Genomic DNA, 23,363 nt, shown 5'->3' with positions numbered 1-23,363 from the left:
ACTTCTAATTCATAAGCTTAATTCGACGTCATGACGCCGTCGTAACGGGTTTTCCGCGCCCCTCCGAACTACACCTCCTCTCAACGGACCGCCGCGGGCGGCAATACGGAAGAGAGGGATCCATCATGAACAAGATCGTCAGCCGCATGGCCGCCGTCGCCGCCCTGGCCCTGGCCGCCACCCCGATCATCGGCCTCACCGCCGCCCACGCCGCCGAACGCCAGGAGCCCGTCGCCCGCATCACCGTCGGCGATCTGCGCCTTTCGGACCCGACGGACGCCAAGCGCTTCGCCCGTCGCGTCGATCTCGCCGCCCGCGACACCTGCGACGCCTTCGGCGCCCGAGGGCTCGCCGCCCGCGCTTGCGTGGCCGACTTCAAGGACGAGGTGAAGGAAGCGCTGTCGGAAAAGCAGGTCGCGGAGCTGCGCATGGCGAACCGCGCCGGCGCCAAGGTCGCCTTGGCGGCGAACTAGCTCCGGCGCATCCAGGCCGCCACCGCCCAGGCATGGGCGTCGTGGCGGAGAGCGACCACGGCGTCGCGCGGGTCAAGCCAGACCAGCGCGTGGTCGTCCTCCACCTTCAAGGCCGGATCTTCCCCGCTCAATCTGGCGGCGTAGATCCCGCCGTGATTGCGGACCGGCTGACCGTCGGACTTCAGAAAGTATTGGGAGACCGTGTCGATCAGACGGATGGCTTCGACGACCAGCCCCGTCTCCTCGCCAAATTCGCGCGCCACGGCCTGCTCTTCCGTCTCATCGCCATCCACCGCCCCACCCGGCAGGTCGAAGTACGGCGCCTTGCCAGGCTTGGTCACCTGGGCGAGCGCGATCTGGCCGACCGCGTTCTCGACCACGCCGAACGCCGCGCGCCGGTCGAGATAGGTCAGCCCCGGCAGGGGCGAGCCGAACCTCAGCAAGACCCTAGTCCTTGCCGTAGAGGTCGAACCACGGATCGGCCTTGCCGGCCTCGACATCCGCGACGCTGATCTCCGGACGGTAGCCGATCTTGCCGTTGGCGCTTTCGCGCCAGGCGTCGACGACCAGGTCCCGCAGAGCGGTCGCGCCCGCCGCGACCCGCATCTGGACGAAGGCCTTGGCGCGCGGATCGGTCTCCACCATGCCGCCAGCCTTTTCCAGCTGATAGAGCGGCTCGACCTGCTTCCAGGTCTCGGTGAGATAGCCGACCACGCGCGTCTCGATCGAGCAGTCGCAAGCCTTGTAGGCCGGCACCAGAGCCTTGATCGACGCTTCGTCCGCCAAGGCCTTGGTCAGCGGCCCCTCGAACTGCCCATGGATCGCGCGCGACTGGGTGTAGCCATTGGGATTGGGATAGTCGCCCCAGCCGTTGTAGTGCACCGACAGGTGCAAGGGCTGGCTGGCGTCGCCGACATAGTGGGCCCAGACGCCCAGGTCGCGCAGCAGCAGCTCTTCGCGACGGATGAGGTCGGCCTTGTAGTAGGCCAGCCGTGTCGGGTCCTTCTCGGTCTTCACGGCCGCGGTCAGGATGCGCCAATAGGTGAAGTCCTTCACCAGCTGCTGATAGCCGTCGATGATCGCGTACGGCAGATAGCCGGCCTTCCAGCTATCGACGCCAGCGGCCTGCAGGGCCTTTTCGTAGTCGGCGCGGGTCGGCGGCAAGGTGGCCACCGTGAAGGCCGGACCGCCGTACATGCGGCCCTGGTCATCGACGTCCAGGAAGTGCGCTGAATCGCGGTCATGATCGTGGATCTTGCCCGAGCCCTTCCAGCGATCCGGCTCGCGCGCGTACTCACCGATCGCGGCCACCGCTCGCGGCGTGCGCAGGAAGGCCGGAACGTCGCCCGGCAGCGTCGAGGCGGCGGCGACGCCGACGACCCGGTGGCCCGAAGCCCCCCAGGCGAGCGCCGACTGAGCCGGGGCGGAGACCGCGACGGCCAGGGCGAGAACTTTCAGGCTGGTCGAGAGACGCAAGGACGGACTCCGAGATCAAATAATGCCGAGGGCGGCTTCGGTCCGCCCGACCCAGGCCTTCACGGCCGGGAAGAGCGCGAGGTCGAACCCGCCCTCATGCGCGACGCGGGTGTAAGCCACCAGGGCGACGTCCGCCAGGGTGACATTGTCGCCAACCAGAAACGGCGTTTGTCGCAGCTGTGTTTCGAGGCGCGCCAGGGCCTGCCCTCCCCGCTCCACCAGTCGCGGCTCGAGATCCTCGCGCGGCTTGCCAAGGTACAGCATCTGGAACCGCGCCACGGCCACGTACGGCTCGTGGCTGTACTGCTCCCAGAACATCCACTCCAGCATCTTGGCGCGCGCATAGGGGTCGCCGGGGATCAGCGAGGAGCCGTCGGCCAGATGCAGGATGATGGCGTTGGATTGCGCCAGCGGACGCCCGTCGTCGAACACCACCAGCGGAACCTGCCCGGCGGGGTTCATCGCCAGGAACGCCGGCGTCCGCGTCTCGCTCGTGAGCACGCTGGTTTCAACCCAGTCGAAGGCCAAGCCCAGATGCTCGGCGACCCACTTCACCTTGAGGCAATTGCCCGAGATCGAGTCGCCGTAGATGCGCATCACCATGGCGGTTCCTTCCGTGAAGCTGCCGAAGCGGGGAAAATCGACGGGAAACAGCCAGGTTTCAAGCCGCTGAATCCATGCTCGTTTTTCGCTCATCGGGCGAATCTCGCCGGTCGTGGGTGGTGGCTGGGGTTGTCACGAGGCCGTGATCGGACTATCCAGACCCCCGCCCGACAGACACGCCGATAAGAGGACACCCTCGATGCGACGCAAGCTCGCCGGAATTTTGGCCACCGCGGTCATCTCCGCATTCGCCGCTCCCGCCCTCGCCAACGCCGCTCCGGACCAGGACTCCGCGTCCGCCCAGATGCAGCGCGTCGACCCGCTGGGCGAGCTGATCAGCACCGCCCTGGGCGGCGGCGCCCTGCCCGGTTCGGTCGAGTACAAGATGCGGGCGACGATGTACCACGCCGGCGCCAAGGGCATCCGCGCGTTCGACTCGCTGGGCTGCAAGGTCGCGGCCATGCGCACCGTCGCGGTCGATCCCAAGGTGATCCCGCGCCGCACGGTCATTTTCATCAAGGAAACCGTCGGCCTGCCCATGCCGGACGGCGGCAAGCACGACGGCTACTGGTACGCCTCCGACATTGGCGGGGCGATCAAGGGCCTGAAGCTCGACCTGTTCAGCGGCTTCGGCGCGGCGTCGATGAAAACCCTGCGCGGCATCGATCTCACCAGCCTGTCGGTCAGCAAGGTCGGCGAGTTCAAGGGCTGCCCGCCGCAATAGCAGTTTGCGTCCGCCCGCGCGGCGCGGACTGGCGTTGATCTCCAAACTCGGCTTGGATCGCGGTTCTCGCGGGGTAAGCGGTTTGGGGGACGATCATGCGAAATCTATCGGCCAGCGTGTTGGCCTTTGCCTTGAGCGCGGCCCTCGCCACGACACCGGCCCGCGCCGCTGACGACCTGCCCCGCTTGAAGGTCCGCGCGGCCGCCGTCTCCATCACCCGCGACGACTGGGGCATCGCCCACATCCACGGCAAGACCGACGCCGACGCGGTGTTCGGCATGGCCTACGCCCAGGCCGAGGACGACTTCAACCGCGTCGAGACCAACTTCATGACCGCGCTTGGCCGCACGGCCGAGGCGGAGGGCGAGAAGGCGATCTGGGCCGACCTGCGCCAGAAACTGTTCATCGATCCGGCGGTCCTGAAAGCCGACTACGCCAAAAGCCCCGCCTGGCTGAAGGCGCTGATGAACGGCTGGGCCGACGGCCTGAACTACTATCTGGCCACCCATCCGGGCGTGAAGCCCAAGGTCATCAAGCGCTTCGAGCCCTGGATGGCGCTCAGCTTCTCGGAAGGCAGCATCGGCGGCGATATCGAGCGCGTGGCTCTCACCCAGCTCGAAAGCTTCTATGGCCAGCGGCAATTGGCCATGACCGCCGACGAGAAAGGCCTGCTGTTCAAGGAGCCCAAGGGCTCGAACGGGATCGCCATCGCGCCGAGGAACACGCTGGAAGGTCACGCCATGCTGCTGATCAACCCGCACACCAGCTTCTTCTTCCGCTCCGAGATACAGGTCTCCAGCGATCAGGGCCTCAACGCCTATGGCGCGACGACCTGGGGGCAGTTCTTCATCTACCAGGGCTTCAACGCCAAGGCCGGCTGGATGCACACCTCCAGCGGCGTCGACGTGGTCGACGAGTTCGCCGAGACGATTATCGAGAAGGACGGAAAGCGCTTCTACAAGTACGGCGCGGAACTGCGGCCGCTGAAGACCGAGGTGATCGCCGTCCCCTACCGCGCCGCCGACGGCGCGATGGCCGAAAAGCGCTTCACCGTCTTCAAGACCCACCACGGCCCGATCGTCCGGGAGGCCGACGGTAAGTGGATCAGCATCGCCCTGATGAACAAGCCGGTGGAGGCCCTAGAGCAGTCGTTCCTGCGCACCAAGGCCACCGACCTGAAGAGCTTCATGAAGGTGGCGGAGCTGAAGGCCAATTCGTCGAACAACACCCTGTTCGCCGACAGCAAGGGCCAGATCGCCTATCTGCACCCGCAGTTCATCCCGATCCGCGACGACCGCTTCGACTACACCAAGCCGGTGGATGGCGCCGATCCCGCGACGGACTGGAAGGGCCTGACCCCGCTCGACAAGACGCCGAAGGCGGTCAACCCGCCCACGGGCTGGGCCTTCAACACCAACAACTGGCCGTGGACCGCGGCGGGCCCCTACAGCCCGAAGAAGGCGGACTATCCGAAGTACATGGACACCTTTGGCGAAAACCCGCGCGGCCTCCACGCCGAGCTCGTGCTCAAGGACGTCAAGGACCTCACCCTGGGCGGCCTGATCGAGAAGGCCTACGACCCTTACCTGACCGCCTTCGCCCGACTGATCCCGGCCCTGGAAGCGGCCTATGCCGCCACGCCCGACGGCGATCCGCTGAAGGCCAAGGTCGCCCAGCAGGTCGCGGCGCTGAGCGCCTGGGACCGCAAGTGGTCGGCGCGCTCGACCGAGACCTCTCTGGCCGTGTTCTGGGGCGAGGCGATGTGGGCCAAGGCCGCGCCGGCGGCCAAGGCGCAAGGGCTGAACACCTACGACTACATGGCCGAAAAACTGACCCCGGCCGAGAAGCTGGCCAGCCTGGCCGAGGCATCAGACCGCCTGACGGCCGACTTCGGGTCCTGGAAGACGCCATGGGGCCAGATCAATCGCTTCCAGCGCAATGACGGGTCGATCGTCCAGACGTTCGACGACGCAAAGCCCAGCATCCCGGTCCCGTTCACCTCGGCGCAGTGGGGTTCGCTGGCCTCGTTCGGCGCCAAGCGCTGGCCGGGGACCAAGAAGTACTATGGCACGCTGGGCAACAGCTTCGTGGCGGTCGTGCAGTTTGGCGACAAGGTCCGCGCCCGCGCCATCTCGGCCGGCGGCGAAAGCGGCGACCCGGCCTCGCCGCACTTCAACGACCAGGCGCCGCGCTACGCGATCGGCAACCTTCGGGACGTCTACTTCTATCCCGAGGACGTGAAGAAGCACGCGGTGCGGACGTATCGGCCGGGAGAGTAAGCGCCATCCCGCGAGGGCGAGGGAGCGGGATGACGCCAGGCGCCGTCTAGAACCGGATCACGGCTCCGAGGTTCAGGCGCGTCTCGCTCCCGTCCAGCTTGACCTTGTCGCCGGTCGAGAAGTTCACCGTCTTGTCGTCGTAGCGTACGCGCAGCAGCTCACCGCGCATGGCCAGGTTGGCGGTCAGCTGCTGCTCATAGCCGATGCCATAGACCAAGCCCTTTTCGGTGACCTTCTTCTTGGAACCGGTGATCGAGGTCTCGAGCTTGCGACGCTCCAGCCCGACCTTGGCGTACACCAGGGAGTCGTCGGCCACGACCAAGCCGGCGCGGGCGGCCACCCCATAGCGCAGGCCCGGGTCAATCGAGACCTTCGCGCCGGACAGGGTCCGCGATGCCTTGCCGCCACCCCCGCCCAGGCCGGCTTCCGCGCCGAAATAGAGCCTCTCGCCGACCACCGCGCCGTAGCCGATGAAGCCGCCATAGTCCAAGCCGGTCTTGTTGTTCGAACCTGACATGGGCGCGCCCATCTTGGGTGTGAGATTCAGCTTGGTCTTGGACTTGCCGTAGCCGACCTCGGCGCCGCCGTAGAAGCCGCTCAACACATCGCCTTCCTCGGCCATGGCGGGGGCGGCGACCGCGGCGCTCAGCAAGACCGCGGCGATGATCGTGGTTTTCAGCATGAAAGAGACTCCACATTCGTTGACTACGCCAGTCGAGAGGCTGGCTTGGATGGAGCCTAGGTGGCGGCGAGTGATGGAGGGTCCGCGGGGGAACTGTCGAGACCGTGTCGGGGCGACCTTAAGAGTAATTCATTTGCCACGACGCCAATCCGCGGGCCTTGCATGAGGCTCGCGCGCCGTTCGCCAAACCTCCACGAAATCTCGACAGTCCCCCGCCAAGATCGCCGCTCACGCCTCAGGACTCTAAGATGGAAAACGCGCTGATCTGCGTGGTCGAGGACGACCCCAACATCGCTCGTATCCTGCGGACCTATCTGGAGCGCGAACACCTGCGCGTGGTCTGCGCCGCCGACGGCGAGGCCGCTCTGGCCCAACACCACAGCCTCAACCCCGCGCTGATGCTGCTGGACATCAATATCCCGAAGAAGGACGGCTACGCCGTGCTGGCCGAGGTGCGGCGCCGCGGCGACACGCCCGTGATCTTCACCACCGCCATGGCCGAGGACATAGACCGCCTCACCGGATTGCGGATGGGCGCTGACGACTATGTGGTCAAGCCTTTCAACCCGGCCGAGGTGGTCGCGCGGGTCAAGGCCGTGCTGCGCAGGACCGCGGGCGGCGCCCGCGCGGAACTGCTACGCCAAGGTCCTATCGAGGCCAACCTGACCGCCCACGTGGCGCGGGTGATCCTGGACGAGCCCCCCACCGTGCTGAACCTGACACTCAGCGAGTTCCGCATTCTGGTGCGGTTCCTGGGCGCGCCGATGAAGGTGCTGAGCCGGGCCGAGATCCTCGACGCCTGCCTGCCCGAAAGCGACGCCCTGGAACGCACCGTCGACAGCCATGTCAGCAACCTGCGGCGCAAGCTGGATGCGGCGGGGGCCACGGGCTTCGTGATCAATGTGCGCGGCGTCGGCTACCGCCTCGTCGCCGCGTGAAGCCGCCGCCCACCTTCGCCCACCGTCTGGGGAGCGCGATCGCGGCCATGCTGGCAGGCGCGGTCCTCTTCGTGGCCACCGCGTCGGCCGGGATCGACAAGCTGATCGAGCTGGAGATCAAGGGCCGCCTTTCCGCTCGTCTCCTCCACGCCGTCGACCAGTTGAACCAAAACCGCGTGCCGTCCAACGCGGACATGCTGCTGCTGATGAACACCATGTCGGGCGAACAACCGCGCGCGACGGTGCTCAGCTATATAGGCGTCGCGCTGCTCTCTCTGATGGTCATCGCCGTATGCGTCTGGCTGGCCGGGCTAATCGCTCGCCGCTTCGCCGCCCCGGTCCACGCCGTCATCGAAGGCGCGCGCAAGGTGGCGGCCGGCGACTTCAGCCATCGTATCGCCCCGCCGCCCAAGCTGACGCGCGAGTTGCAGGGCTTGATCGACGGTTTCAACGCCCAGGCCGAGGCCCTGGAACACTCCGAGCGCCGCATGCGCTTCCAGACCGCCGCCGTCGCCCACGAGCTGCGCACGCCCCTGACCATCCTGAACGGGTACATCCAGGGCGCCCTGGACGGGGTCTTCCCACGCGACGACCAGCACATGCGCGCCCTGTTGACGCAGGTGGAGGATCTGTCGCGCATCATCGACGACCTGCGGACGGTCAGCCTAGCCTCGTCCGGAGCCCTGGCCCTGGAGATCGGCCTCTGCGACCTCGCGGCCGAGGCCTGTTCGGTGCTGCGCTCCATGCGACCACGGTTCGAGGCGGCGGGCATGAGCGTCGAGGCCGAGCTGGATCCAACGCCCGTTCGGGCCGACCCGGTTCGGGTGCGACAGATGCTGCTGGCCTTGCTGGAGAACGCGAGGCGCTATGCGGCCGACGGCGGTCGTCTCTGGGTCAGCACCCAGCGGCGCGACGGGGTCTGTCTGCTTCGCGTCGCCGACCGTGGACCGGGCTTCCCGTCGGACCACCGAGCGTTCGAAGGCTTCTGGCGCGCCGACCTTTCACGCACCCGCGCCACCGGCGGCTCGGGCCTCGGGCTGTCGGTCGTGAAGGCCTTGGCTGACGCGCATGGCGGCGAGGTCAAGATCAGCAACCGCCGCGGAGGTGGCGCCGCGGTCGAGCTGCGGTTCGCGGCCGAAGGAGGCTAAATATCCCCACCCACGTTCGGCGCGACGCCGGGCGCGCGGGCGACGTGGATGCCGCACTCGGTCTTTTCCTGGCCCGCCCAGCGTCCTGAACGGCCGTCATCCGACGGCTGGGTGCAGGGCCAGCAGCCGATCGAGGCGTACCCCTGGGCGACCAGCGGATGAGCTGGCAGCCGGTGCTCGGCGACATAGGCCTCTAGCTCGGCCTTGCCCCAGTTGGCGAGCGGATTGAACTTCACCTTGCCGTCGGCCGCTTCGACCACCGGCAGGCTCAGGCGGTCCCCGCCATGGAAGCGCTTGCGCCCCGTGATCCAGGCGTCGAAGCCGCCCAGCGCCCGGTCCAGCGGCAGCACCTTGCGGATGTTGCAGCACGCGTCGACGCTGGTGCGCCAAAGGTCGGATTGAGGATCTTGGGTGGCCAGATCGGCATAGGCCGGTCGCAGATCCCGGACATCGGTCAGGCCGAGCCGAGCGGCCAGGGTCTTGCGGTAGTCCAGCGTCTGGCCAAACAGCATGCCGGTGTCCAGGAACAGGACCGGAATGCTCGCGGAGACTTGCGAGGCCAGATGCAGCAGCACGGCCGACTCCGCGCCGAACGACGAGACCAGGGCGAGGCGCGAGCCGAAGTGGTCGTGCGCGGCGCGCAGCACGGTCAGCGGATGGGCCTCGCGCAGCTCGGCGTCCAGCCGGGCCGCGAGACCCGCGGCGGTCCCCGCGCTCTGGTCGTAGGCCATCAGGAGGCCCTTTCCTCGAACGCCACGGCGCGCGCGTCGGCCGCGCGCTGATAGACGTGGCGGAAGCGCTGGGCGGCCTTGCTCCAGACCTCCGGCGTGGCGCCGTCGGCCGGCTCGAACGCGTCGAAGCCGCAGCGGACCATGAAGCCGGCCTGCTCGCGCAGCACGTCGCCCACCGCGCGGACCTGCCCGTGATAGCCGAACCGCTCACGCAGCAGGCGGGCCGAGGTGTAGGCGCGACCGTCGCGGTACTTCGGAAAAGCCAGGGCGACCACGGCGATACGCGGCAGGTCATAGGCCAGCGCCTCGACCTCCTGGTCCGGCTCGATCCGCACGCCGACGCGGCGACTGTTCGAAGCCAGGAGCGCATCGCCCTCGGCCTGGAAGCGGGCCAGCGACAGGATCACATCGCCGCTTTCCGGGATGGCGTCCTCGTCGGCCACGGAGACAAAGGTGTCGTCCGTCCAGCGAGCCTCGCCGTCCACCAGCTCAATCAGCTTGGGCATAGACAGCCTCCTTGAAGGGCTCGAGGCCAACGCGGCGATAGGTGTCGAGGAAGCGCTCGCCGTCGGTCCGGACGGCGAGATAGGCGCCGACCAGCTGGTCGACGGCGGTGGCGACCTTGTCCGCGGGAAGCGCCGGACCCAGGATCTTGCCGATCGAGGCGTCTTCCGCGCCCGAGCCGCCCAGCGACAGCTGGTAGAATTCCTCGCCCTTCTTATCGACTCCCAGGATACCGATGTGGGCCACGTGGTGGTGGCCGCAGGCGTTGATGCAGCCGCTGATCTTGATCTTCAGCTCGCCGACCTGTTCGGCGCGATCGAGATCGGCGAATTGGCGGGCGATGTCCTGGGCGATGGGGATCGCGCGGGCGTTGGCCAAGGCGCAGTAGTCGAGGCCCGGGCAAGCGATGATGTCGCTGACCAGATCGATGTTGGGCGTGGCCAGGTTCGCGGCTTGCAGCGCCGCGAACACGGTCGGCAGGTCGTCCAGCTTGATATGCGGCAGGACGAGGTTCTGGGCGTGGGTGACGCGCAGATCGTTGAAGCCGTAGCGCTCGGCCAGATCGGCGACGACGTCCAGCTGGTCGGCCGAGGCGTCGCCGGGCGTCTGCTCCTGGGCCTTCAGCGAGATCTCGACGATCGCATAGCCCGGCTGCTTGTGGGCGCGGACGTTGTTGCGGACGAAGCGGGCGAAGGCCGGGTCATGGGCCTTGGCGGTCTCGAAGGCTTCCGAGCGCGCCGACAGGGTCTCGAACGGCGTCGTGGCGAAGGCGGCGCGGATACGGGCCAGCTCGGAGGCCGGCAGGTCGGCGCGCGCGGCGTCGATCTTGCTCCACTCCTCCTCGACCTGGCGGGCGAACTCCTCGGCACCCAGGGCCGCGACCAGGATCTTGATCCGGGCCTTGTAGATGTTGTCGCGGCGGCCGTGGCGGTTGTAGACGCGCAGGACCGCTTCCAGATAGCTCAGCAGCCGGTCGGTCGGCAGGAACTCTCTGATGGTCGGGCCGACATAGGGCGTGCGCCCCTGGCCGCCGCCGACGATCACCTCGAAGCCCAGCTGGCCGTCGCGCCCCTTGCGCATCAGCAAGCCGATGTCGTGGACCTTAGCCGCCGTGCGGTCCTTGGCCGAGGCGGTGATGGCGATCTTGAACTTGCGCGGCAGGAACGAGAATTCCGGGTGCAGGGTCGACCATTGGCGGATCACCTCGCACCAGACGCGCGGGTCGTCGACCTCCTCGGCCGTCGCGCCGGCATACGGGTCGGACGTGGTGTTGCGGATGCAGTTGCCGCTGGTCTGGATGGCGTGGAGATCGACCTCCGCCAGCTTGTCCAGGATCTCCGGCGCGTCCTTCAGCTTGATCCAGTTGAACTGGATGTTCTGCCGCGTGGTGAAGTGGCCGTAGCCCTTGTCGTGGTCGCGCGCGATCTGGGCCAGGCGGCGAGCCTGGGTCGGGTTCAGCGAGCCGTAGGGGATCGCCACGCGAAGCATGTAGGCGTGTAGCTGCAGATAAAGGCCGTTCATCAGCCGCAGCGGCTTGAACTGGTCCTCGGTCAGCTCGCCCGAGAGGCGGCGGGCGACCTGCCCTCGGAACTCGGCCGAGCGGTCGGCCAGGAATTCCTTGTCGATGAGATCGTACTGGTACATGCCGCCCTACTTCCTGCGGATCAGATCGACGCGGCCGGTCGAGCGCGCCGCGCCCGCGGCGTGGCGGAGGGCCTCGACAACGTCGCCGCCCTCGGCCTGCTTGCCGTGCGTGGGTTCATTGGAGGGGCCGAGCGCCCGGATGCGTTCGCGATAGCTGAGCGGCGCCCAGCGGCCCTCGGACTGGACGAGGTCGATCGGATAGACGTCGACCACCACGGTCGGCTGGCTCTTGCCGGTGGCGACGGCGGCCTCGACATCGGCGGCGTGGTGGTCGTCGAACAGCTGGGCGTCGCCGAAACGGTCCACCCATTGTCCCGACTTCCAGAACACGACCTCGCCGTCGATCAGGCGGTTGGCGGTGATCGCTTTCACTCGGTTACTCCGCTCATCCCCGCCACGGCCGGGAGCCATTCCGAAACCTCGCTCGCGCACTGGCGGAGCGAGGCTGAACCCTGTTGAGCCATCGCCATCGCCTCGCCGACCATCAGCAACGCGGGGCCTTTCACGCCTTGGGCGGCTTCGGCGAGGCCGGCCAGGGTGGTCAGGACCCGGCGCTCGTCAGCGCGGCTGGCGTTCTCGACGATCAGGGCGGGGGTCGAACCGGGGCGGCCGGCGGCCATCAGGCGCTCGGCGATCAGGCCGGCGGTCGAGATGCCCATATAGACGACGACGGTCTGGTTGGGACGCGCCAGGGCGGTCCAGTCCAGATCCGGCTCGCCGTGCGCCGCATGGCCGGTGACAAAGGTGACCGCCTGGGCGCTGCCCCGATGCGTCAGCGGCGCGCCGGCGTTGGCGCTGGCCGCCAGGGCGGCCGTGACGCCCGGAACCACATGGCACTCGACCCCAGCCTCGCGGCACGCGGCCAGCTCCTCGCCGCCCCGACCGAACAGGAACGGATCGCCGCCCTTCAGGCGCACGACGGTCAGGCCGTCGAGGGCCAGGGCCACGAGCAGTTGGTTGATGTCGTCCTGCGGCAGGGTGTGGCGCGACTTGCGCTTGGCGACGTTGATCCGCCGGGCGCGGCTGGGCGCCAGGTCCAGGATCTCTTCGGAGACCAGGCCGTCGTGAACGACGACGTCGGCGCCCCTCAGGGCGTTGAAGGCGCGGAAGGTCAGGAGGTCGGGATCGCCCGGGCCGGCGCCGACCAGCCACACCGCGCCCAGGGCGCGCCGGGCCCGCGTCCCGCCGATAGCGACGAGGCCAGGCTTCCTGTTTCGGGGCGGCTGGCGAGCCATGGGTTTTAGAACCTCTATCAGCGCACTGGGAATAAGACGGTGGAATGCAAGACGGGGTCGCCCCTAAAGACGACCCCGGCCAAAAACCTTGAAAATTAGTGGGGTGGCCTTGGAGGCCACCCCACGGTGTAAGCCGGCGAAAAGGGCCAATCCGCCAGCGAACGCTTGCAAACTCGGCCCGAAGAGGCCAATTCGCAAACAAGGACTTCTGCCGGGGCGTTCAGTAAAACTATGGAAAGACCCAACGAGCGCCGCCGCCTGCCGCCCCTGAACGCCCTGCGCGCGTTCGAAGCGGCCGCGCGGCATCTGAACTTCAGCCGCGCCGCCGACGAGCTGTCGGTGACGCCCGGCGCCGTCAGCCAGCAGATCCAGAATCTCGAAGACTATGTCGGCGCGGCGCTGTTCAAGCGCACGCCCAAGGGCCTGTTGCTGACTGACGCGGCCCAGACCGCCCTGCCCGCCCTGCGCGAGGCTTTCGACCGGCTGGCCGAGGCCGCCTCCCTGCTGACCGCCGCCGTCGATGGCCGCCGACTCACGCTGACCGCCGCGCCCTCGTTCGCCGCCAAGTGGCTGGTGCCGCGCCTGGGCAAGTTCGAGCAGGCTCATCCGCAGGTCGACGTCTGGCTATCGGCTGGCATGGAGGTCGTCGACTTCGCCACCGGCGAGGTGGACATGGCCATCCGCTATGGCTCGGGCCGCTATCCGGGCCTGGAGGTCATCCGCCTGATGCAGGAGTCGGTGGTGCCCGTCGCCAGCCCCGAACTGCTGGAACAGAACGCCCTGGAGCGCCCCGACGACTTGGCGCACCACATCCTGCTTCACGACGGCTCGCCCGACGCCGACGACAGCTGCCCCGACTGGGCGATGTGGCTGGCGGCGCGCGGGATCAAGGGCGTCGACGGCGCCCGCGGTCCGCGCTTCAACCAGTCCAGCCTGGTGATCGAAGCCGCCGCCAACGGCCGCGGCATCGCGCTAGCCAAGCGCACCCTGGCCCAGGCCGACCTGGACGCCGGGCGCCTGGTGATCCCGTTCGAGGCCTCCACCGCCGTGGACTTCGCCTATTACGTCGTCCACCCCAAGGCCAAGGGCCGCCTGCCGCAGGTCAAGGCGTTCGTGAACTGGCTGAAGGCCGAGGCGGAGGCGCACGAAGCGGCTCTGCAGACCATGGACAACGGCTCGGGCATTTAGCCTTTCGCGGCTCTGGTTTCTGTCACCGGAACCGGCTTTAAGAGGCCCATGAAAACGACGACTCTCACGGTCGACGCGCGTCTTGCGCCCGCCGACTGCCAGACCATGGCCGATGTGCGTCAGGGCGTGGACGCCCTGGACCGGGCCCTGGTCCAGCTCCTGACCGAGCGTCAGGCCTTCATGGACGCCGCCGCCCGCATCAAGCCGGACCGCTCCAAGGTTTTCGACCGCGCGCGGATCGAGGACGTGGTGGAAAAGGTCAAGGTCGCCGCCCGCGCGTCCGGCCTCTCCGAGGCGATCGCCGAACCGGTCTGGCGCACACTGATCGACCGCTGCATCGCCTACGAATACGACAGCTGGGACCGGACGAAGGGCTCGTAAGCCTTTCCCTCTCCCCCCGCGGGAGAGGGGGGTCCGAAGGACCGGATGAGGGGTCGCGCGGCGACGCCGAGAAACCCCTCATCCGTCAGCTTCGCTGACACCTTCTCCCGCAAGGGGAGAAGGGCGCGAGCATCAGTTCCCGTCGATCATCCGGCCCAGGCCGCCCAGGATCGAGCCTTCGCCCTGGTTGCCGCCCTGGTGGTTGGCGGCCTGCAGCATGCGGCCGGCCAGGCGCGCGAACGGCAGCGACTGGATCCAGACCTTACCCGGACCGCGCAGGCGAGCGAAGAACAGGCCCTCGCCGCCGAACAGCACGCTCTTCACGCCGCCGGCCATGACGAGATCGAAGTCGACGCTGGGCGTGTAAGCCGCGACGCAGCCCGTATCGATGTGCAGCTCCTCGCCCGGCGCCAGCTCGCGCTCGACCAGGGCGCCGCCCATCTGGACAAACACCCAGCCATCGCCTTCCAGGCGCTGCATGATGAAGCCCTCGCCGCCGAACAGGCCGGTCATCATCCGCTTCTGGAAGTGCAGGCCGATCGACACGCCGCGCGCGGCCGCCAGGAAGCTGTCCTTCTGGCAGATCAACGTTCCGCCCAGCTCTCCCAGGTTCAGCGGCAGGATCGAGCCGGGCGTCGGCGAGGCGAACGCCACGCGCGCCTTGCCCGAGCCCGTGTGGGTGAAGACGGTCGTGAACAGGCTCTCGCCCGTGACCAGACGCTTGCCCGCGCCCAGCAGCTTGCCCATGAAGCCGCAGCCTTGGTCCCCCGAGCCATCGCCGAAGACGGTGGTCATCTGGACGGTGGCGTCCTTCCAGACGAAGGCGCCGGCCTCGGCCACCGCGCTCTCGCCCGGATCGAGCTCGATCTCGACGAACTGCAGGTCATCGCCCTTGATCTCGAAGTCGATGTCATCGGCGACGTTGGCGCTGCGCTGATGGCTCCAGGGGCTGGTGGGCATGGACGTCTCCTCGTGTCTTGGAGCGCCGTTCTAGCCAGACCCTGGCGTCGGCGCCAATTACAGCTGGGTCAGATTGTCAGCCCTTCAAGGAGCGCAGCGCCCGTTCGTGGGCGTAGGCGGCGATATCCATCAGCGCGACGTCCAGGGCCGTCCGCACGCCGTCCAGGCTCTCCTGGCCCGCCTCGCAGCGTTCGCAGGCCTCTCCCAGCGCGAAGGCCCCCACCCCGCGCGCCGCGCCCTTCACGGTGTGGACCGCGTCCTTCCAACCTGGATGAGCCGGATCGAGCATCGGCGTCCACAGCGCGGCCTGTTCGCGGAAGAGCGCCAGCACCTCGTCGATCACCGTGGAATCCCCCGCCGCGAACCCTTCCAGGTAAGCGAAATCCACGGCTCCGCTAATATCTCGTCTCGCCATGAAAAAAGCTCTTGCGCTCCCAAAATCATTGCGTATGTTCCGCGCCTCGCCGCCGGGGCTCGCAAGTGCTTCGGAACCGCGAATGGGTGTATAGCTCAGTTGGTAGAGCAGCTGACTCTTAATCAGCGGGTCCAAGGTTCGAATCCTTGTACACCCACCATTCCTTCTAAAATCAGTATGTTAGACGGGGCCGCGCAAGCGGCCGCGAGCCGCCTCGCGGGCTCGCGGCGCTGACTTAACGGGAGTCTGGACGCGGCTGCCGAGAGGCTCGAAGCTGGCCTCATGTCCGCCCTCGCCGACCCCGAACTGATCGAAGCCCTGCGCCAGACGGTGCGCGCGCTTTGCCGCGATTTTCCGCCCGCCTACTGGCGCGGCCTGGACCGCGAGAAGGCCTATCCGACCGACTTCGTGGCGGCCATGACCAAGGCCGGTCTTTTAGGCGTGCTGATCCCCGAAGAGTACGGCGGCGGCGGTCTGGGCTTGGTGGCGGCGGCGGCGATCCTGGAGGAGGTCCACGCCAGCGGCGGCAACGCCGCGGCGCTACACGCCCAGATGTACACGATGGGGACGGTGCTCCGGCATGGCTCCCAGGCGCAGAAGGAAGCCTGGCTTCCCCGGGTCGCCGACGGTTCGATCCGCCTGCAGGCGTTCGGCGTCACCGAGCCCACCGCCGGGACCGACACCACCTCGATCTCGACCTTCGCTCGGCGCGAGGGCGACGCCTATGTGATCAACGGCCAGAAGGTCTGGACCAGCCGGGCCGAGCATTCCGACCTGATGGTCCTCTTGGCCCGCACCACCCCCAAGGATCAGGTGACGCGCAAGGCCGACGGCCTGTCGGTGTTCCTGGTCGACATGCGCGCGGCCAAGGGGAACAGCCTGACGATCAAGCCGATCGCCACCATGCTGAACCACGCCACGACCGAGGTGTTCTTCGACAACCTCGTCATCCCCGCCGACAGCCTGATCGGGGAGGAAGGCAAGGGCTTCCGCTACATCCTGGACGGCATGAACGCGGAGCGGATCCTGATCGGGGCCGAGTGTCTGGGCGACGCCGCCTGGCTGATCGACAAGGCCCGGGACTACGCCAACAGCCGCGTCGTGTTCGGCCGTCCTATCGGCCAGAACCAGGGCGTGCAGTTCCCGATCGCCCGCGCCTACGCGCAGAGCCACGCCGCCCGCCTGACCATCTACGACGCGGCCGCGCGTTACGACGCCGGTCAGCCGTGCGGCGAGCAGGCCAATATCGGTAAGATGCTGGCCTCGGAGGCTTCGTGGGCGGCAGCCGACATGTGCCTTCAGACTCACGGCGGCTTCGGCTTCGCCGAGGAGTACGACATCGAGCGCAAGTTCCGCGAGACCCGCCTCTATCAGGTGGCGCCGATCTCGACGAACCTGATCCTGGCCTATGTCGCCGAGCATGTGCTCGGCCTGCCCCGATCCTACTGATGAGCGCCCATGCCGATTGGATCGGCCGCCAGCGGCGACGGGCGGCGGTTCTGGAGGCTTCGGACCTCGCGCGCCTGGCGGCGGTCCTGGACCGCCCCGCGCCGCCCTCGGAGGTCCCGCCGGCCTGGCACTGGGCATGCCTGGGCGAGCCGGTCAGGAGGTCCGATCTCGGCCGCGACGGCCATCCCCGGCGCGGCCTGTTCCTGCCGCCGATCGACGCGCCCCGCCGGATGTTCGCGGCGGCCGAGATGACCTTCACCGGCCCTCTCTTGGCCGACGTCGAGACCGACCTGGTCGAGACGATCGTCAATATCGAGGAGAAGAGCGGCGCGAGTGGTCCGTTGACCTTCGTGACCTTGGAGCGGGTTTTCCGTCAGGCCGGCGCGGCGCGCGTCACCGAGCGACAGACGATCGTCTATACGGCCGCCCCGCCCGCCCCGCGAACGACCGACGCCGATCCGCCACCGGCCGCCGACTGGAGCCGCGACACGCAGACCGATCCGCTTCTGCTGTTCGCCTTTTCCGCCGCGACGTCCAACAGCCACCGCATTCACTACGACCTCGACTACGCCACGCGCGTCGAAGGCTATCCCGGCCTCGTCGGGCACGGCCCGCTCATCGCGCTGCTCTTGCTCGAGGCCATGCCCGCCAAGCCGCTGAAACGCTTCACCTTCCGCGCCCTCAAGCCGGCGTTCGCCGGCGAGACGATCACCGCCGAGGGGCGCTTGGACGACGACGGCGCCGACCTCTGGGCCAAGAGCGGCGGCGCGATCCTGATGAAGGCGAAGGCGACCGTCTGAGGCCGTCTAGTCCTCCAACGTCGACATGTCGAAGCCGTGGTACAGCGACAGGAACCGGAAGGGATGGCCGGGCATGTACTCGCTGAACATCAGATTGTTGATGTCGCTGAGGGTGTCGAAGGTCCCCACCTTCGCGTTCGGAACGTGCAGCGCCAGATGATGGCGAGCCAGATTGAGGGCGACCTGATCTATCCAGCGGGTGACGGTCTCGCGCGACAGACGCTCATCCAGATAAGCGCGCAGCCAGCGCAGCATCACGGCGGTCGCGGGCGTCGGGCGGGCCAGCAGCAGGTTGGCGGTGACGCGCGAGCCCGCCTGGGTGTTGCCCTCGTTCTCGTTGATCACGAAATCGGCGTCGCTCCAGCGCTCTAGGAGGTCTTCCACGCCACGCTGCAACAGCAGATCGATGTCGGACACGAAGACCGGCCGTTGCAGCAAGTCCAACAAGCCGCCCAGCCGCTGGAAGCGCACGGACTGGTAATGCGCCACCGGAATTTCGATCAACTCCGTCGGCGGCGCTTCATAGCAGCGCGTTGTCAGGGCCGAGGCGTCGAAGTCATCGCCGGTCAGGATCAAGCGGGCGTCGTCGACGCCGACCGTGGCGGCGGCCTCGGCCAGCCGCCCGGCGCCGCCGATGACGTGGATGACCACCAGGCATGGCGTATCGCTATGCTTGAACACCGAGCGAGCCAGCAGCCGTCCGTAGAGCTCGACATAGCGCGCGTCGGCGGCCGCGAAGAAGACGACCTGGGCTCCCAGCTTGTCGGCGTGCGCCTTGAGACCCTTGGCGTTGAGGGTCTTGCCCTTCCCCGTCAGGAAGGTCCCCGGCCCGTCATCGACCGCCGGGGGCGTCGGTCCGGCGATATTCGCGTCCGTCAGAGCGTCCAGCACCACGCGATAGTGCATGGCCCAGCCGTCCCATTGCGGACCCGGCGATTGGACATCCATCGCCCTCGCCTCGACGAGAAGCGCCTCGAACATCTCCAGACGCTCCGCCGTCAGCGGCGCGCAGAGGATCAGGCCCAGCGCGTCGTGGTAGAACTTCAGCCGGCCCAGCGGATGCAGTCCGGAATTGGGATCGCGCGCCTGCGCCAAGGCCGCCTTCAGTTCGCCCTCGATATCGATGGCCACCGGCGCCGAATGCGAAACGGGCCCGTCAATCACGCCGCCTTCGAGGAACCGCGACAGCAACGACACCGCCCGTTCGTGCGGCGGCAGAGCGCCCTCCCCGGCCAGAAGCTCGAAGCGTAGTCCGCCGCGCCATCCGACCTGCAGCTCGAACCGTTCGGGCGCCTGGCTCCAGGCCGCTTCGTCCGGAAAGTCCATGTGTTCGATCAGCGGGGCCTTTGGCGCCAGGACCAACGCGTTGTCGAGATGGTCGGCGATCCACCGATGATGGGCGTAGCCGCGATGCCGCCCTTCGGGCTTCAGGACCTCAAGATAACGCGACGGCGTGGTGATCCAACCCGCTTCCGCGATCAGCGGCAGGTGTTCCAGAAGCACCGACGGCCGAGCCAGGGTTTGCAGCACGTGCGGCGCGACGCAGTAGTCGAAGCGGCCGTGACGCGCCACATGGGCCAGGATCGCGCGATAGGTCCCCGCGTCGGACAAGTCGCCAGGAAATTCGCCGTCGCCCCCCAGGGTGGCGTCGCGCAGATCCTCGGGCCATCCGGCCGGGCCGCCGCCGATCAGCAGCACGCGGAAATCCGGGCTCTGGGCCTTGCGAGCGCGCAGATGCGCGAACAGACCGCCCAGGTCGTTGAGCGCCGTCAGACGGCCGAACTGCGACGGTCGCGCCGTGCGGCGGCGGAACAGCAGGTCGATCTGCAGCAGACCGCCCTCCTGGACGCCGCGCAGGCGATGGAAGTCGGTGACGTCGACCGGCTCGAAGCCCATCGCGGCCAGCTGGGCGAACACCGCCTCGGCCGGCGCGGCGCCGGCGTTGTAGTTGACCAGCGAGATCTCGATCAGGATGTAGTCCGCGCCGCGAAGGACGGTCTCGCCGCCGCGCAATACGTCCAGCTCGGACCCCTGGGTGTCGATCTTGACGAAGTCGAACCGACGCCCTCTGAACAGGTCGTCAAGCCGCGCTTTCGGCACGGTGCGCTTGATCGTCACCTCGTCACGGAAGAAGTCGGTGTTCTCGCGATAGAGCGAGGTGCCGGTCGACTGCAGCCACTCCTGGGTCAGGAACAGCTCGGCCTCGCCATTCTCGTCCGAGGCGGCGGCCATGTGGCGCTCGAACGGCAGCTTGGCCAGGGCCTCCTCGCAGAAGGGATTGGGCTCGACCATCGTGGGGACGCAGTCGGGAAACGCCTGCAGAAAGCCCAAGGAAAAGGTGCCGATATGCGCGCCGACGTCCAGCATCGTGCGCGGCGCGTAGCCGTCCAGCTTCAGGGCTTCCAGCTGCGCGCGGTTCATTGATCGCCGCCCTCCCAGAGGCGGCCATCAGCCGGTTGGGCCTTGACCAGATGGCGACGGGCCAGTTCGGACCGATACAGGGCGTCGAGGTCCGGCTCGGCCTGCATCTCGCGGTCGTCGCGATCCAGGGCGGTCCCGATCTCGAGATAGGTCGGAAGGTTGGTCAGGTTCGGCCGGGGGCGACGGCCGGCCTGGTATTCAGCGATCATCTCGCCGTATAGCGCCTCGAGCTTGCCGGCGAGCAGATCCATGTCGAAGAGCACGCAGCTGTCGCGGCTAGCCTCGAGGACTTGGCGCAAGGCCTTGGCCTTCTCGCGATCGGCACCAATTTCGATGGCCTTCTCGACATAGGCTTCGGCGCTGTCGACCACGAGTTCCGGAAGCCCCGCGCTCCGCACCAGGCTGCCACAGACCCGCGAGGCGAAGCAGCGGCCCGACCACGTCAGCACGGGCACGGCCATCCAGAGGGCGTCGGACGCCGTGGTGTGCGCGCCATAGGGGGTCGTGTCGAGGAACAGATCAGCCAGCGGATAGCGCGCCAGGTGATGCGCGTTCGGCATCTTCGGCGCGAAGACCAAGCGAGCGCGGTCCACCCCGCGTGCCTCGGCCGCCTCGCGTAGACGGGTGTTCGTTTCCGGATTGCTGTCCAGCAGCCACAGAACGCTGCCAGGCGCGCGCTTCAGGATCTCCATCCAACGGTCGAAGACGTGCGAGGTGATCTTCTGCGGGCCGTTGAAGCAGCAGAATACGAAGGCGTCTTCTGGCAGGCCGGCCTCCGCCCGGGTCGGGCAGGTCTCGGCCACTTTCCGGCGACGATCATTGGGCTGATAGCAGGGAATCCGGCGGACAGCCTCCGAGTAGTAGCGCTCCATCTCCGGCGGGATGATCCAGTCATCGCCGATGATGTAGTGGTGATAGTCGCTGCCCATCGTGCCGGGATAGCCCAGCCAGTTGACCAGGATGGGAGCCGGACGGCGCGCGAACACGGCGGTCCGCGCGTCGCGGGTGTGGCCATTGACGTCGACCAGGATGTCGATCCCATCGTCGGCGATGCGCTGGGCGGCTTGATCATCCGTCAACGGACGGATGTCGGTGAAATGCTCGACCGCCGCGCGGATGCGGGTGTTCAGGCCGTCGCTGGACTCGGGGCCGCAGTAGTAGGCGAAGACCTCGACCTTCTCCTTGTCATGCACCTCGAACAGCTCCGCCATCAGATAGCCGACGGCGTGATCTCTCAGGTCCGACGAGATGTAGCCAATCCGGGGGCGACGCCCCGTCGGATCGATCGGCGCGTCGCGACGATCGATCCGGATCTGCTCGGGCGTCGCCATGGCCTCGCGCTCGATGAAGCGATTGGCGGCGGCCAGCTGTAGCAGGGGATCATCGGTCAGGGCCGCGATCGACAGCGGATTGACCCCCTTCAACAGCACATCTCGGCTCAGCCGGTCATTGGGCTGAATGGGCGGCCACTTGCACTGGGTCATGCGGACCGCGACGAGCTGGCCCAGGACGTCCAGCGCGTGGGGATCCAGATCGGCCGCCCGCTGCAACGCGATCTCGGCGCGGGCGGTCTGATGCGTCTCGCTGAGCACGCGCGCGATCTGCTTGAGGCAGGTGAAGGCGTAGCCGGTGTTGACGCCGCTGGGCACAGCCGAGCGGTTGGCCCCGGCCTCCCACGTGGCGATCGCCAATTCGGTCAGGCCAGCGCGTTCCTGGATGCCGCCCAAATTGACATAGGCCGGAAGGAAATCGGCGTTCAGCGCGATCGCGGCCTCCAGAGACGCCGCCGCGCCCGCGGAGTCGCCCAAAACCGCCTGCAGAACGGCGCGATTGAAGTGGGCGACGCTCAGTTGCGGGTGCCCGGCGTTGAACTGAATCCAGATCTTGTAGGCCTGATCCGCCAGCGCCGGGCGATCCGCCATACCGGCCGTTAGGACGATCAGGTCGCCGAGCGAAAAGCTCTCGGCGGTCAATTGGGTCAGCAGGTCCAGCGTATCGACGTCGGCCATGGTCTTCCTGAAGCACTTGGACGGCGGACAGGCGTCGACGAGGACGGCGCGCGAGTCAGCCGAACGGGATCATGACATGTGAAGGGAGCCTCGACCAATGGGCCAGAGGCGGCGCCCGGCGCCCGCGCGTGAAGACGCGGGCGCCGGGAACCTCGACTAGATGACCTTGATGTACGATTCGACCTGGGCGGCGCTGAAGCTCTGCACCTGGGTCTGGGTCAAGGCGTTGGCCTGGGTGCTGCTCATCGCCTCGATGTTCGTCGTCGACAGTGAGTCCAGCTGGGTGATCGTCAGGCCCGCCATCTGGCTGGCCTGCAGCATGCCCACCTGGGTCGTCGTCAGCGCGCCGATCACCGTGGTGGTCAGCTGGCCGATCTGCGTCGACGTCAAGGCGCCGACCTGGGTGCTGGCCAGTTCGCCGACATCCACCGAGGACAGGCCCTTGATTTGAGTGCTCAGCAGCGACTTGAGCTGCGTGGCGGTCAAGGCCTTGGACTGCGTGGCGTTCAACGCCGTGAGGTTGGTCACCGAAAGCGCCGCCACCTGGCTCGTCGTCAGCGCCGCCACCTGCGTGGTGGCCAGCTCGCCGATATCCGTGGTCGTCAGCCCGTTCAGCTGCGCCGTCGTCAGCGCCGCGACCTGCGTCGTCGTTAGCGCCCCCGCCTGCGTCGCCGTCAGCGACGAGAACGCCGTCGTCGTCAGCGCGGTGATCTGCGTGGTGGCCAGCGCCGCCACCTGCGTCGTCGACAGCTGCCCGGTCTGGGTCGAGGTCAGCAGAGCGACCTGCGGCGTCGTCAGAGCCGCGATCTGGGTGTCGGCCAGTTCGCCCAGGTCCGTCGCCGACAGACCCTTCAGCTGATCCGTGGTCAGACCCTTGATCTGCGTCGTCGTCAGCGCCTTGGTCTGCGTCGCGCTCAGCGCCGAGACGTTGGTCGCCGACAGCGAGGTCAGCTGCGCCACCGACAAGGTCGCCACCTGCGTGCTCGACAGCTCGCCGATGTCGGTCGTCGTCAGACCCTTCAGCTGCGACGTCGTCAGCGCCTTGATCTGCGTGTCGGCCAGGGCTCCGATCTGCGTGGCGTTCAGCGCCGAGAAGTTCCCCGCGCCCAGGCCAGCGATCTGGGTCGAGGTCAGCGCCGCGATCTGGGTGGTGGCCAGCGCGCCCACGTTGGTGGCGTTCAACGCCCCCAACTGGCCCGCCGTCAGCGCCTTGACCTGCGTCGTCGTCAGCGCCGCCAGCTGCGTGGTCGCCAGCTGGCTGATGTTGGCCGTGCTGATCGCGCCAAGCTGCGTCGAGGACAGA

22 protein-coding genes, 1 tRNA gene and 1 pseudogene are annotated in these 23,363 nt (G+C 67.7%); 10 read left to right on the top strand and 14 right to left on the bottom strand.

Annotated elements, in window-relative coordinates:
* Window positions 1-125: 125 nt before the first annotated feature.
* Window positions 126-473, top strand: coding sequence for a UrcA family protein (locus J2728_RS17615; protein ID WP_310001256.1), 348 nt, complete (start codon window positions 126-128; stop codon window positions 471-473).
* Here the strand turns inward: J2728_RS17615 and J2728_RS17610 are convergent.
* The 3 genes from J2728_RS17610 to J2728_RS17600 are packed head-to-tail and all read right to left on the bottom strand — an operon-like array spanning window position 470 to window position 2,552.
* Complete coding sequence (locus J2728_RS17610; RefSeq protein ID WP_310001255.1) at window positions 470-916, bottom strand: NUDIX domain-containing protein; 447 nt, start codon at window positions 914-916, stop codon at window positions 470-472. The two genes, J2728_RS17615 and J2728_RS17610, sit on opposite strands and share 4 nt — an antisense overlap.
* Window positions 917-920: 4 nt before the next feature.
* Window positions 921-1,949 (bottom strand): phospholipase C/P1 nuclease family protein, encoded by a 1,029-nt coding sequence (locus J2728_RS17605; RefSeq protein WP_310001254.1) that lies wholly within the window; start codon window positions 1,947-1,949, stop codon window positions 921-923.
* A gap of 15 nt (window positions 1,950-1,964) precedes the next feature.
* Complete coding sequence (locus J2728_RS17600; protein ID WP_310001590.1) at window positions 1,965-2,552, bottom strand: glutathione S-transferase family protein; 588 nt, start codon at window positions 2,550-2,552, stop codon at window positions 1,965-1,967.
* A 199-nt stretch (window positions 2,553-2,751) separates the two neighbouring features.
* Here J2728_RS17600 and J2728_RS17595 point away from each other — a divergent pair, with 199 nt between their 5' ends.
* Both J2728_RS17595 and J2728_RS17590 read left to right on the top strand, forming a co-directional pair.
* Window positions 2,752-3,276, top strand: a complete 525-nt coding sequence (locus J2728_RS17595; protein ID WP_310001253.1) for a 3D domain-containing protein — start codon at window positions 2,752-2,754, stop codon at window positions 3,274-3,276.
* Window positions 3,277-3,371: 95 nt separating this feature from the next.
* Window positions 3,372-5,555: an acylase gene (locus J2728_RS17590; RefSeq protein ID WP_310001251.1), complete on the top strand. Its 2,184-nt coding sequence runs from the start codon at window positions 3,372-3,374 to the stop codon at window positions 5,553-5,555.
* Between the two features lie 46 nt (window positions 5,556-5,601).
* Here J2728_RS17590 and J2728_RS17585 read toward each other — a convergent pair whose 3' ends face one another.
* On the bottom strand, window positions 5,602-6,237 hold the full coding sequence (locus J2728_RS17585) for an outer membrane protein (protein WP_310001249.1): 636 nt from the start codon (window positions 6,235-6,237) through the stop codon (window positions 5,602-5,604).
* A gap of 248 nt (window positions 6,238-6,485) precedes the next feature.
* On the opposite strand from J2728_RS17585, the gene J2728_RS17580 reads away from it, so the two are divergent.
* Window positions 6,486-7,175 (top strand): response regulator, encoded by a 690-nt coding sequence (locus J2728_RS17580; RefSeq protein ID WP_310001248.1) that lies wholly within the window; start codon window positions 6,486-6,488, stop codon window positions 7,173-7,175.
* A 47-nt stretch (window positions 7,176-7,222) separates the two neighbouring features.
* Window positions 7,223-8,323 (top strand): ATP-binding protein, encoded by a 1,101-nt coding sequence (locus tag J2728_RS17575; RefSeq protein ID WP_310001246.1) that lies wholly within the window; start codon window positions 7,223-7,225, stop codon window positions 8,321-8,323.
* On the opposite strand, the gene J2728_RS17570 is transcribed toward J2728_RS17575, so the two are convergent.
* The 5 genes from J2728_RS17570 to cobA are packed head-to-tail and all read right to left on the bottom strand — an operon-like array spanning window position 8,320 to window position 12,437.
* Entirely contained in the window at window positions 8,320-9,054 is a 735-nt protein-coding gene (locus J2728_RS17570; protein WP_310001244.1) for a phosphoadenylyl-sulfate reductase, read from the bottom strand. The two genes, J2728_RS17575 and J2728_RS17570, sit on opposite strands and share 4 nt — an antisense overlap.
* The gene (locus tag J2728_RS17565; RefSeq protein WP_310001243.1) at window positions 9,054-9,560 is read right to left on the bottom strand and encodes a DUF934 domain-containing protein; all 507 of its coding nucleotides are present in this window, start codon (window positions 9,558-9,560) and stop codon (window positions 9,054-9,056) included. Before J2728_RS17565 ends, J2728_RS17570 begins: the two co-directional genes overlap by 1 nt.
* Window positions 9,544-11,202, bottom strand: a complete 1,659-nt coding sequence (locus J2728_RS17560; protein WP_310001242.1) for a nitrite/sulfite reductase — start codon at window positions 11,200-11,202, stop codon at window positions 9,544-9,546. Before J2728_RS17560 ends, J2728_RS17565 begins: the two co-directional genes overlap by 17 nt.
* Before the next feature lie 6 nt (window positions 11,203-11,208).
* Window positions 11,209-11,574, bottom strand: coding sequence for a DUF2849 domain-containing protein (locus J2728_RS17555; protein ID WP_310001241.1), 366 nt, complete (start codon window positions 11,572-11,574; stop codon window positions 11,209-11,211).
* On the bottom strand, window positions 11,571-12,437 hold the full coding sequence (cobA, locus tag J2728_RS17550; protein WP_310001240.1) for a uroporphyrinogen-III C-methyltransferase: 867 nt from the start codon (window positions 12,435-12,437) through the stop codon (window positions 11,571-11,573). The genes J2728_RS17555 and cobA overlap by 4 nt, the downstream gene beginning before the upstream one ends.
* Window positions 12,438-12,668: 231 nt before the next feature.
* Here cobA and gcvA point away from each other — a divergent pair, with 231 nt between their 5' ends.
* Together gcvA and J2728_RS17540 are read left to right on the top strand one after the other, a co-directional pair.
* A complete protein-coding gene (gene gcvA / locus J2728_RS17545; RefSeq protein WP_310001239.1) occupies window positions 12,669-13,625 on the top strand; it encodes a transcriptional regulator GcvA in 957 nt (318 codons plus the stop codon).
* A 48-nt stretch (window positions 13,626-13,673) separates the two neighbouring features.
* Window positions 13,674-14,006, top strand: coding sequence for a chorismate mutase (locus J2728_RS17540; RefSeq protein ID WP_310001238.1), 333 nt, complete (start codon window positions 13,674-13,676; stop codon window positions 14,004-14,006).
* Window positions 14,007-14,138: 132 nt separating this feature from the next.
* On the opposite strand, the gene J2728_RS17535 is transcribed toward J2728_RS17540, so the two are convergent.
* Both J2728_RS17535 and J2728_RS17530 read right to left on the bottom strand, forming a co-directional pair.
* Window positions 14,139-14,966: an AIM24 family protein gene (locus J2728_RS17535; RefSeq protein ID WP_310001237.1), complete on the bottom strand. Its 828-nt coding sequence runs from the start codon at window positions 14,964-14,966 to the stop codon at window positions 14,139-14,141.
* Between the two features lie 76 nt (window positions 14,967-15,042).
* On the bottom strand, window positions 15,043-15,381 hold the full coding sequence (locus J2728_RS17530) for an Hpt domain-containing protein (RefSeq protein ID WP_013078407.1): 339 nt from the start codon (window positions 15,379-15,381) through the stop codon (window positions 15,043-15,045).
* An 84-nt stretch (window positions 15,382-15,465) separates the two neighbouring features.
* On the opposite strand from J2728_RS17530, the gene J2728_RS17525 reads away from it, so the two are divergent.
* The 3 genes from J2728_RS17525 to J2728_RS17515 all read left to right on the top strand — a co-directional run bounded on the left by J2728_RS17525 (window position 15,466) and on the right by J2728_RS17515 (window position 17,630).
* Window positions 15,466-15,541, top strand: a tRNA-Lys gene (locus J2728_RS17525).
* A gap of 122 nt (window positions 15,542-15,663) precedes the next feature.
* A complete protein-coding gene (locus J2728_RS17520) occupies window positions 15,664-16,830 on the top strand; it encodes an acyl-CoA dehydrogenase family protein (protein WP_310001235.1) in 1,167 nt (388 codons plus the stop codon).
* Window positions 16,830-17,630 (top strand): HTD2 family dehydratase, encoded by an 801-nt coding sequence (locus J2728_RS17515; RefSeq protein WP_310001234.1) that lies wholly within the window; start codon window positions 16,830-16,832, stop codon window positions 17,628-17,630. Before J2728_RS17520 ends, J2728_RS17515 begins: the two co-directional genes overlap by 1 nt.
* Before the next feature lie 6 nt (window positions 17,631-17,636).
* Here J2728_RS17515 and J2728_RS17510 read toward each other — a convergent pair whose 3' ends face one another.
* From J2728_RS17510 to J2728_RS17500, 3 genes and pseudogenes are all read right to left on the bottom strand, one after another.
* Window positions 17,637-20,051: an FkbM family methyltransferase gene (locus tag J2728_RS17510; RefSeq protein WP_404979791.1), complete on the bottom strand. Its 2,415-nt coding sequence runs from the start codon at window positions 20,049-20,051 to the stop codon at window positions 17,637-17,639.
* Complete coding sequence (locus J2728_RS17505) at window positions 20,048-22,060, bottom strand: O-linked N-acetylglucosamine transferase, SPINDLY family protein (RefSeq protein ID WP_310001233.1); 2,013 nt, start codon at window positions 22,058-22,060, stop codon at window positions 20,048-20,050. The genes J2728_RS17510 and J2728_RS17505 overlap by 4 nt, the downstream gene beginning before the upstream one ends.
* Before the next feature lie 156 nt (window positions 22,061-22,216).
* A pseudogene (locus J2728_RS17500) lies at window positions 22,217-23,363 on the bottom strand (ice nucleation protein); the annotation flags it as partial.

This window comes from Caulobacter segnis (assembly GCF_031454995.1).
Taxonomy (GTDB): Bacteria; Pseudomonadota; Alphaproteobacteria; order Caulobacterales; family Caulobacteraceae; genus Caulobacter; species Caulobacter segnis_E.
The sequence above is the reverse complement of the archived record's forward strand: the minus strand, read 5'-3'. Positions and strand labels throughout refer to the sequence as shown.

What these genes read in the sequence shown, in the direction of transcription:
- J2728_RS17615 (WP_310001256.1), top strand. Translation starts at nt 126, where the DNA reads ATGAACAAGATCGTCAGCCGCATGGCCGCCGTCGCCGCCCTGGCCCTG.
- J2728_RS17600 (WP_310001590.1), bottom strand. Translation starts at nt 2,552, where the DNA reads ATGGTGATGCGCATCTACGGCGACTCGATCTCGGGCAATTGCCTCAAG.
- J2728_RS17595 (WP_310001253.1), top strand. Translation starts at nt 2,752, where the DNA reads ATGCGACGCAAGCTCGCCGGAATTTTGGCCACCGCGGTCATCTCCGCA.
- J2728_RS17590 (WP_310001251.1), top strand. Translation starts at nt 3,372, where the DNA reads ATGCGAAATCTATCGGCCAGCGTGTTGGCCTTTGCCTTGAGCGCGGCC.
- J2728_RS17585 (WP_310001249.1), bottom strand. Translation starts at nt 6,237, where the DNA reads ATGCTGAAAACCACGATCATCGCCGCGGTCTTGCTGAGCGCCGCGGTC.
- J2728_RS17580 (WP_310001248.1), top strand. Translation starts at nt 6,486, where the DNA reads ATGGAAAACGCGCTGATCTGCGTGGTCGAGGACGACCCCAACATCGCT.
- J2728_RS17575 (WP_310001246.1), top strand. Translation starts at nt 7,223, where the DNA reads ATGCTGGCAGGCGCGGTCCTCTTCGTGGCCACCGCGTCGGCCGGGATC.
- J2728_RS17570 (WP_310001244.1), bottom strand. Translation starts at nt 9,054, where the DNA reads ATGGCCTACGACCAGAGCGCGGGGACCGCCGCGGGTCTCGCGGCCCGG.
- J2728_RS17565 (WP_310001243.1), bottom strand. Translation starts at nt 9,560, where the DNA reads ATGCCCAAGCTGATTGAGCTGGTGGACGGCGAGGCTCGCTGGACGGAC.
- J2728_RS17560 (WP_310001242.1), bottom strand. Translation starts at nt 11,202, where the DNA reads ATGTACCAGTACGATCTCATCGACAAGGAATTCCTGGCCGACCGCTCG.
- cobA (WP_310001240.1), bottom strand. Translation starts at nt 12,437, where the DNA reads ATGGCTCGCCAGCCGCCCCGAAACAGGAAGCCTGGCCTCGTCGCTATC.
- gcvA (WP_310001239.1), top strand. Translation starts at nt 12,669, where the DNA reads ATGGAAAGACCCAACGAGCGCCGCCGCCTGCCGCCCCTGAACGCCCTG.
- J2728_RS17540 (WP_310001238.1), top strand. Translation starts at nt 13,674, where the DNA reads ATGAAAACGACGACTCTCACGGTCGACGCGCGTCTTGCGCCCGCCGAC.
- J2728_RS17535 (WP_310001237.1), bottom strand. Translation starts at nt 14,966, where the DNA reads ATGCCCACCAGCCCCTGGAGCCATCAGCGCAGCGCCAACGTCGCCGAT.
- J2728_RS17530 (WP_013078407.1), bottom strand. Translation starts at nt 15,381, where the DNA reads ATGGCGAGACGAGATATTAGCGGAGCCGTGGATTTCGCTTACCTGGAA.
- J2728_RS17520 (WP_310001235.1), top strand. Translation starts at nt 15,664, where the DNA reads ATGTCCGCCCTCGCCGACCCCGAACTGATCGAAGCCCTGCGCCAGACG.
- J2728_RS17515 (WP_310001234.1), top strand. Translation starts at nt 16,830, where the DNA reads ATGAGCGCCCATGCCGATTGGATCGGCCGCCAGCGGCGACGGGCGGCG.
- J2728_RS17510 (WP_404979791.1), bottom strand. Translation starts at nt 20,051, where the DNA reads ATGAACCGCGCGCAGCTGGAAGCCCTGAAGCTGGACGGCTACGCGCCG.
- J2728_RS17505 (WP_310001233.1), bottom strand. Translation starts at nt 22,060, where the DNA reads ATGGCCGACGTCGATACGCTGGACCTGCTGACCCAATTGACCGCCGAG.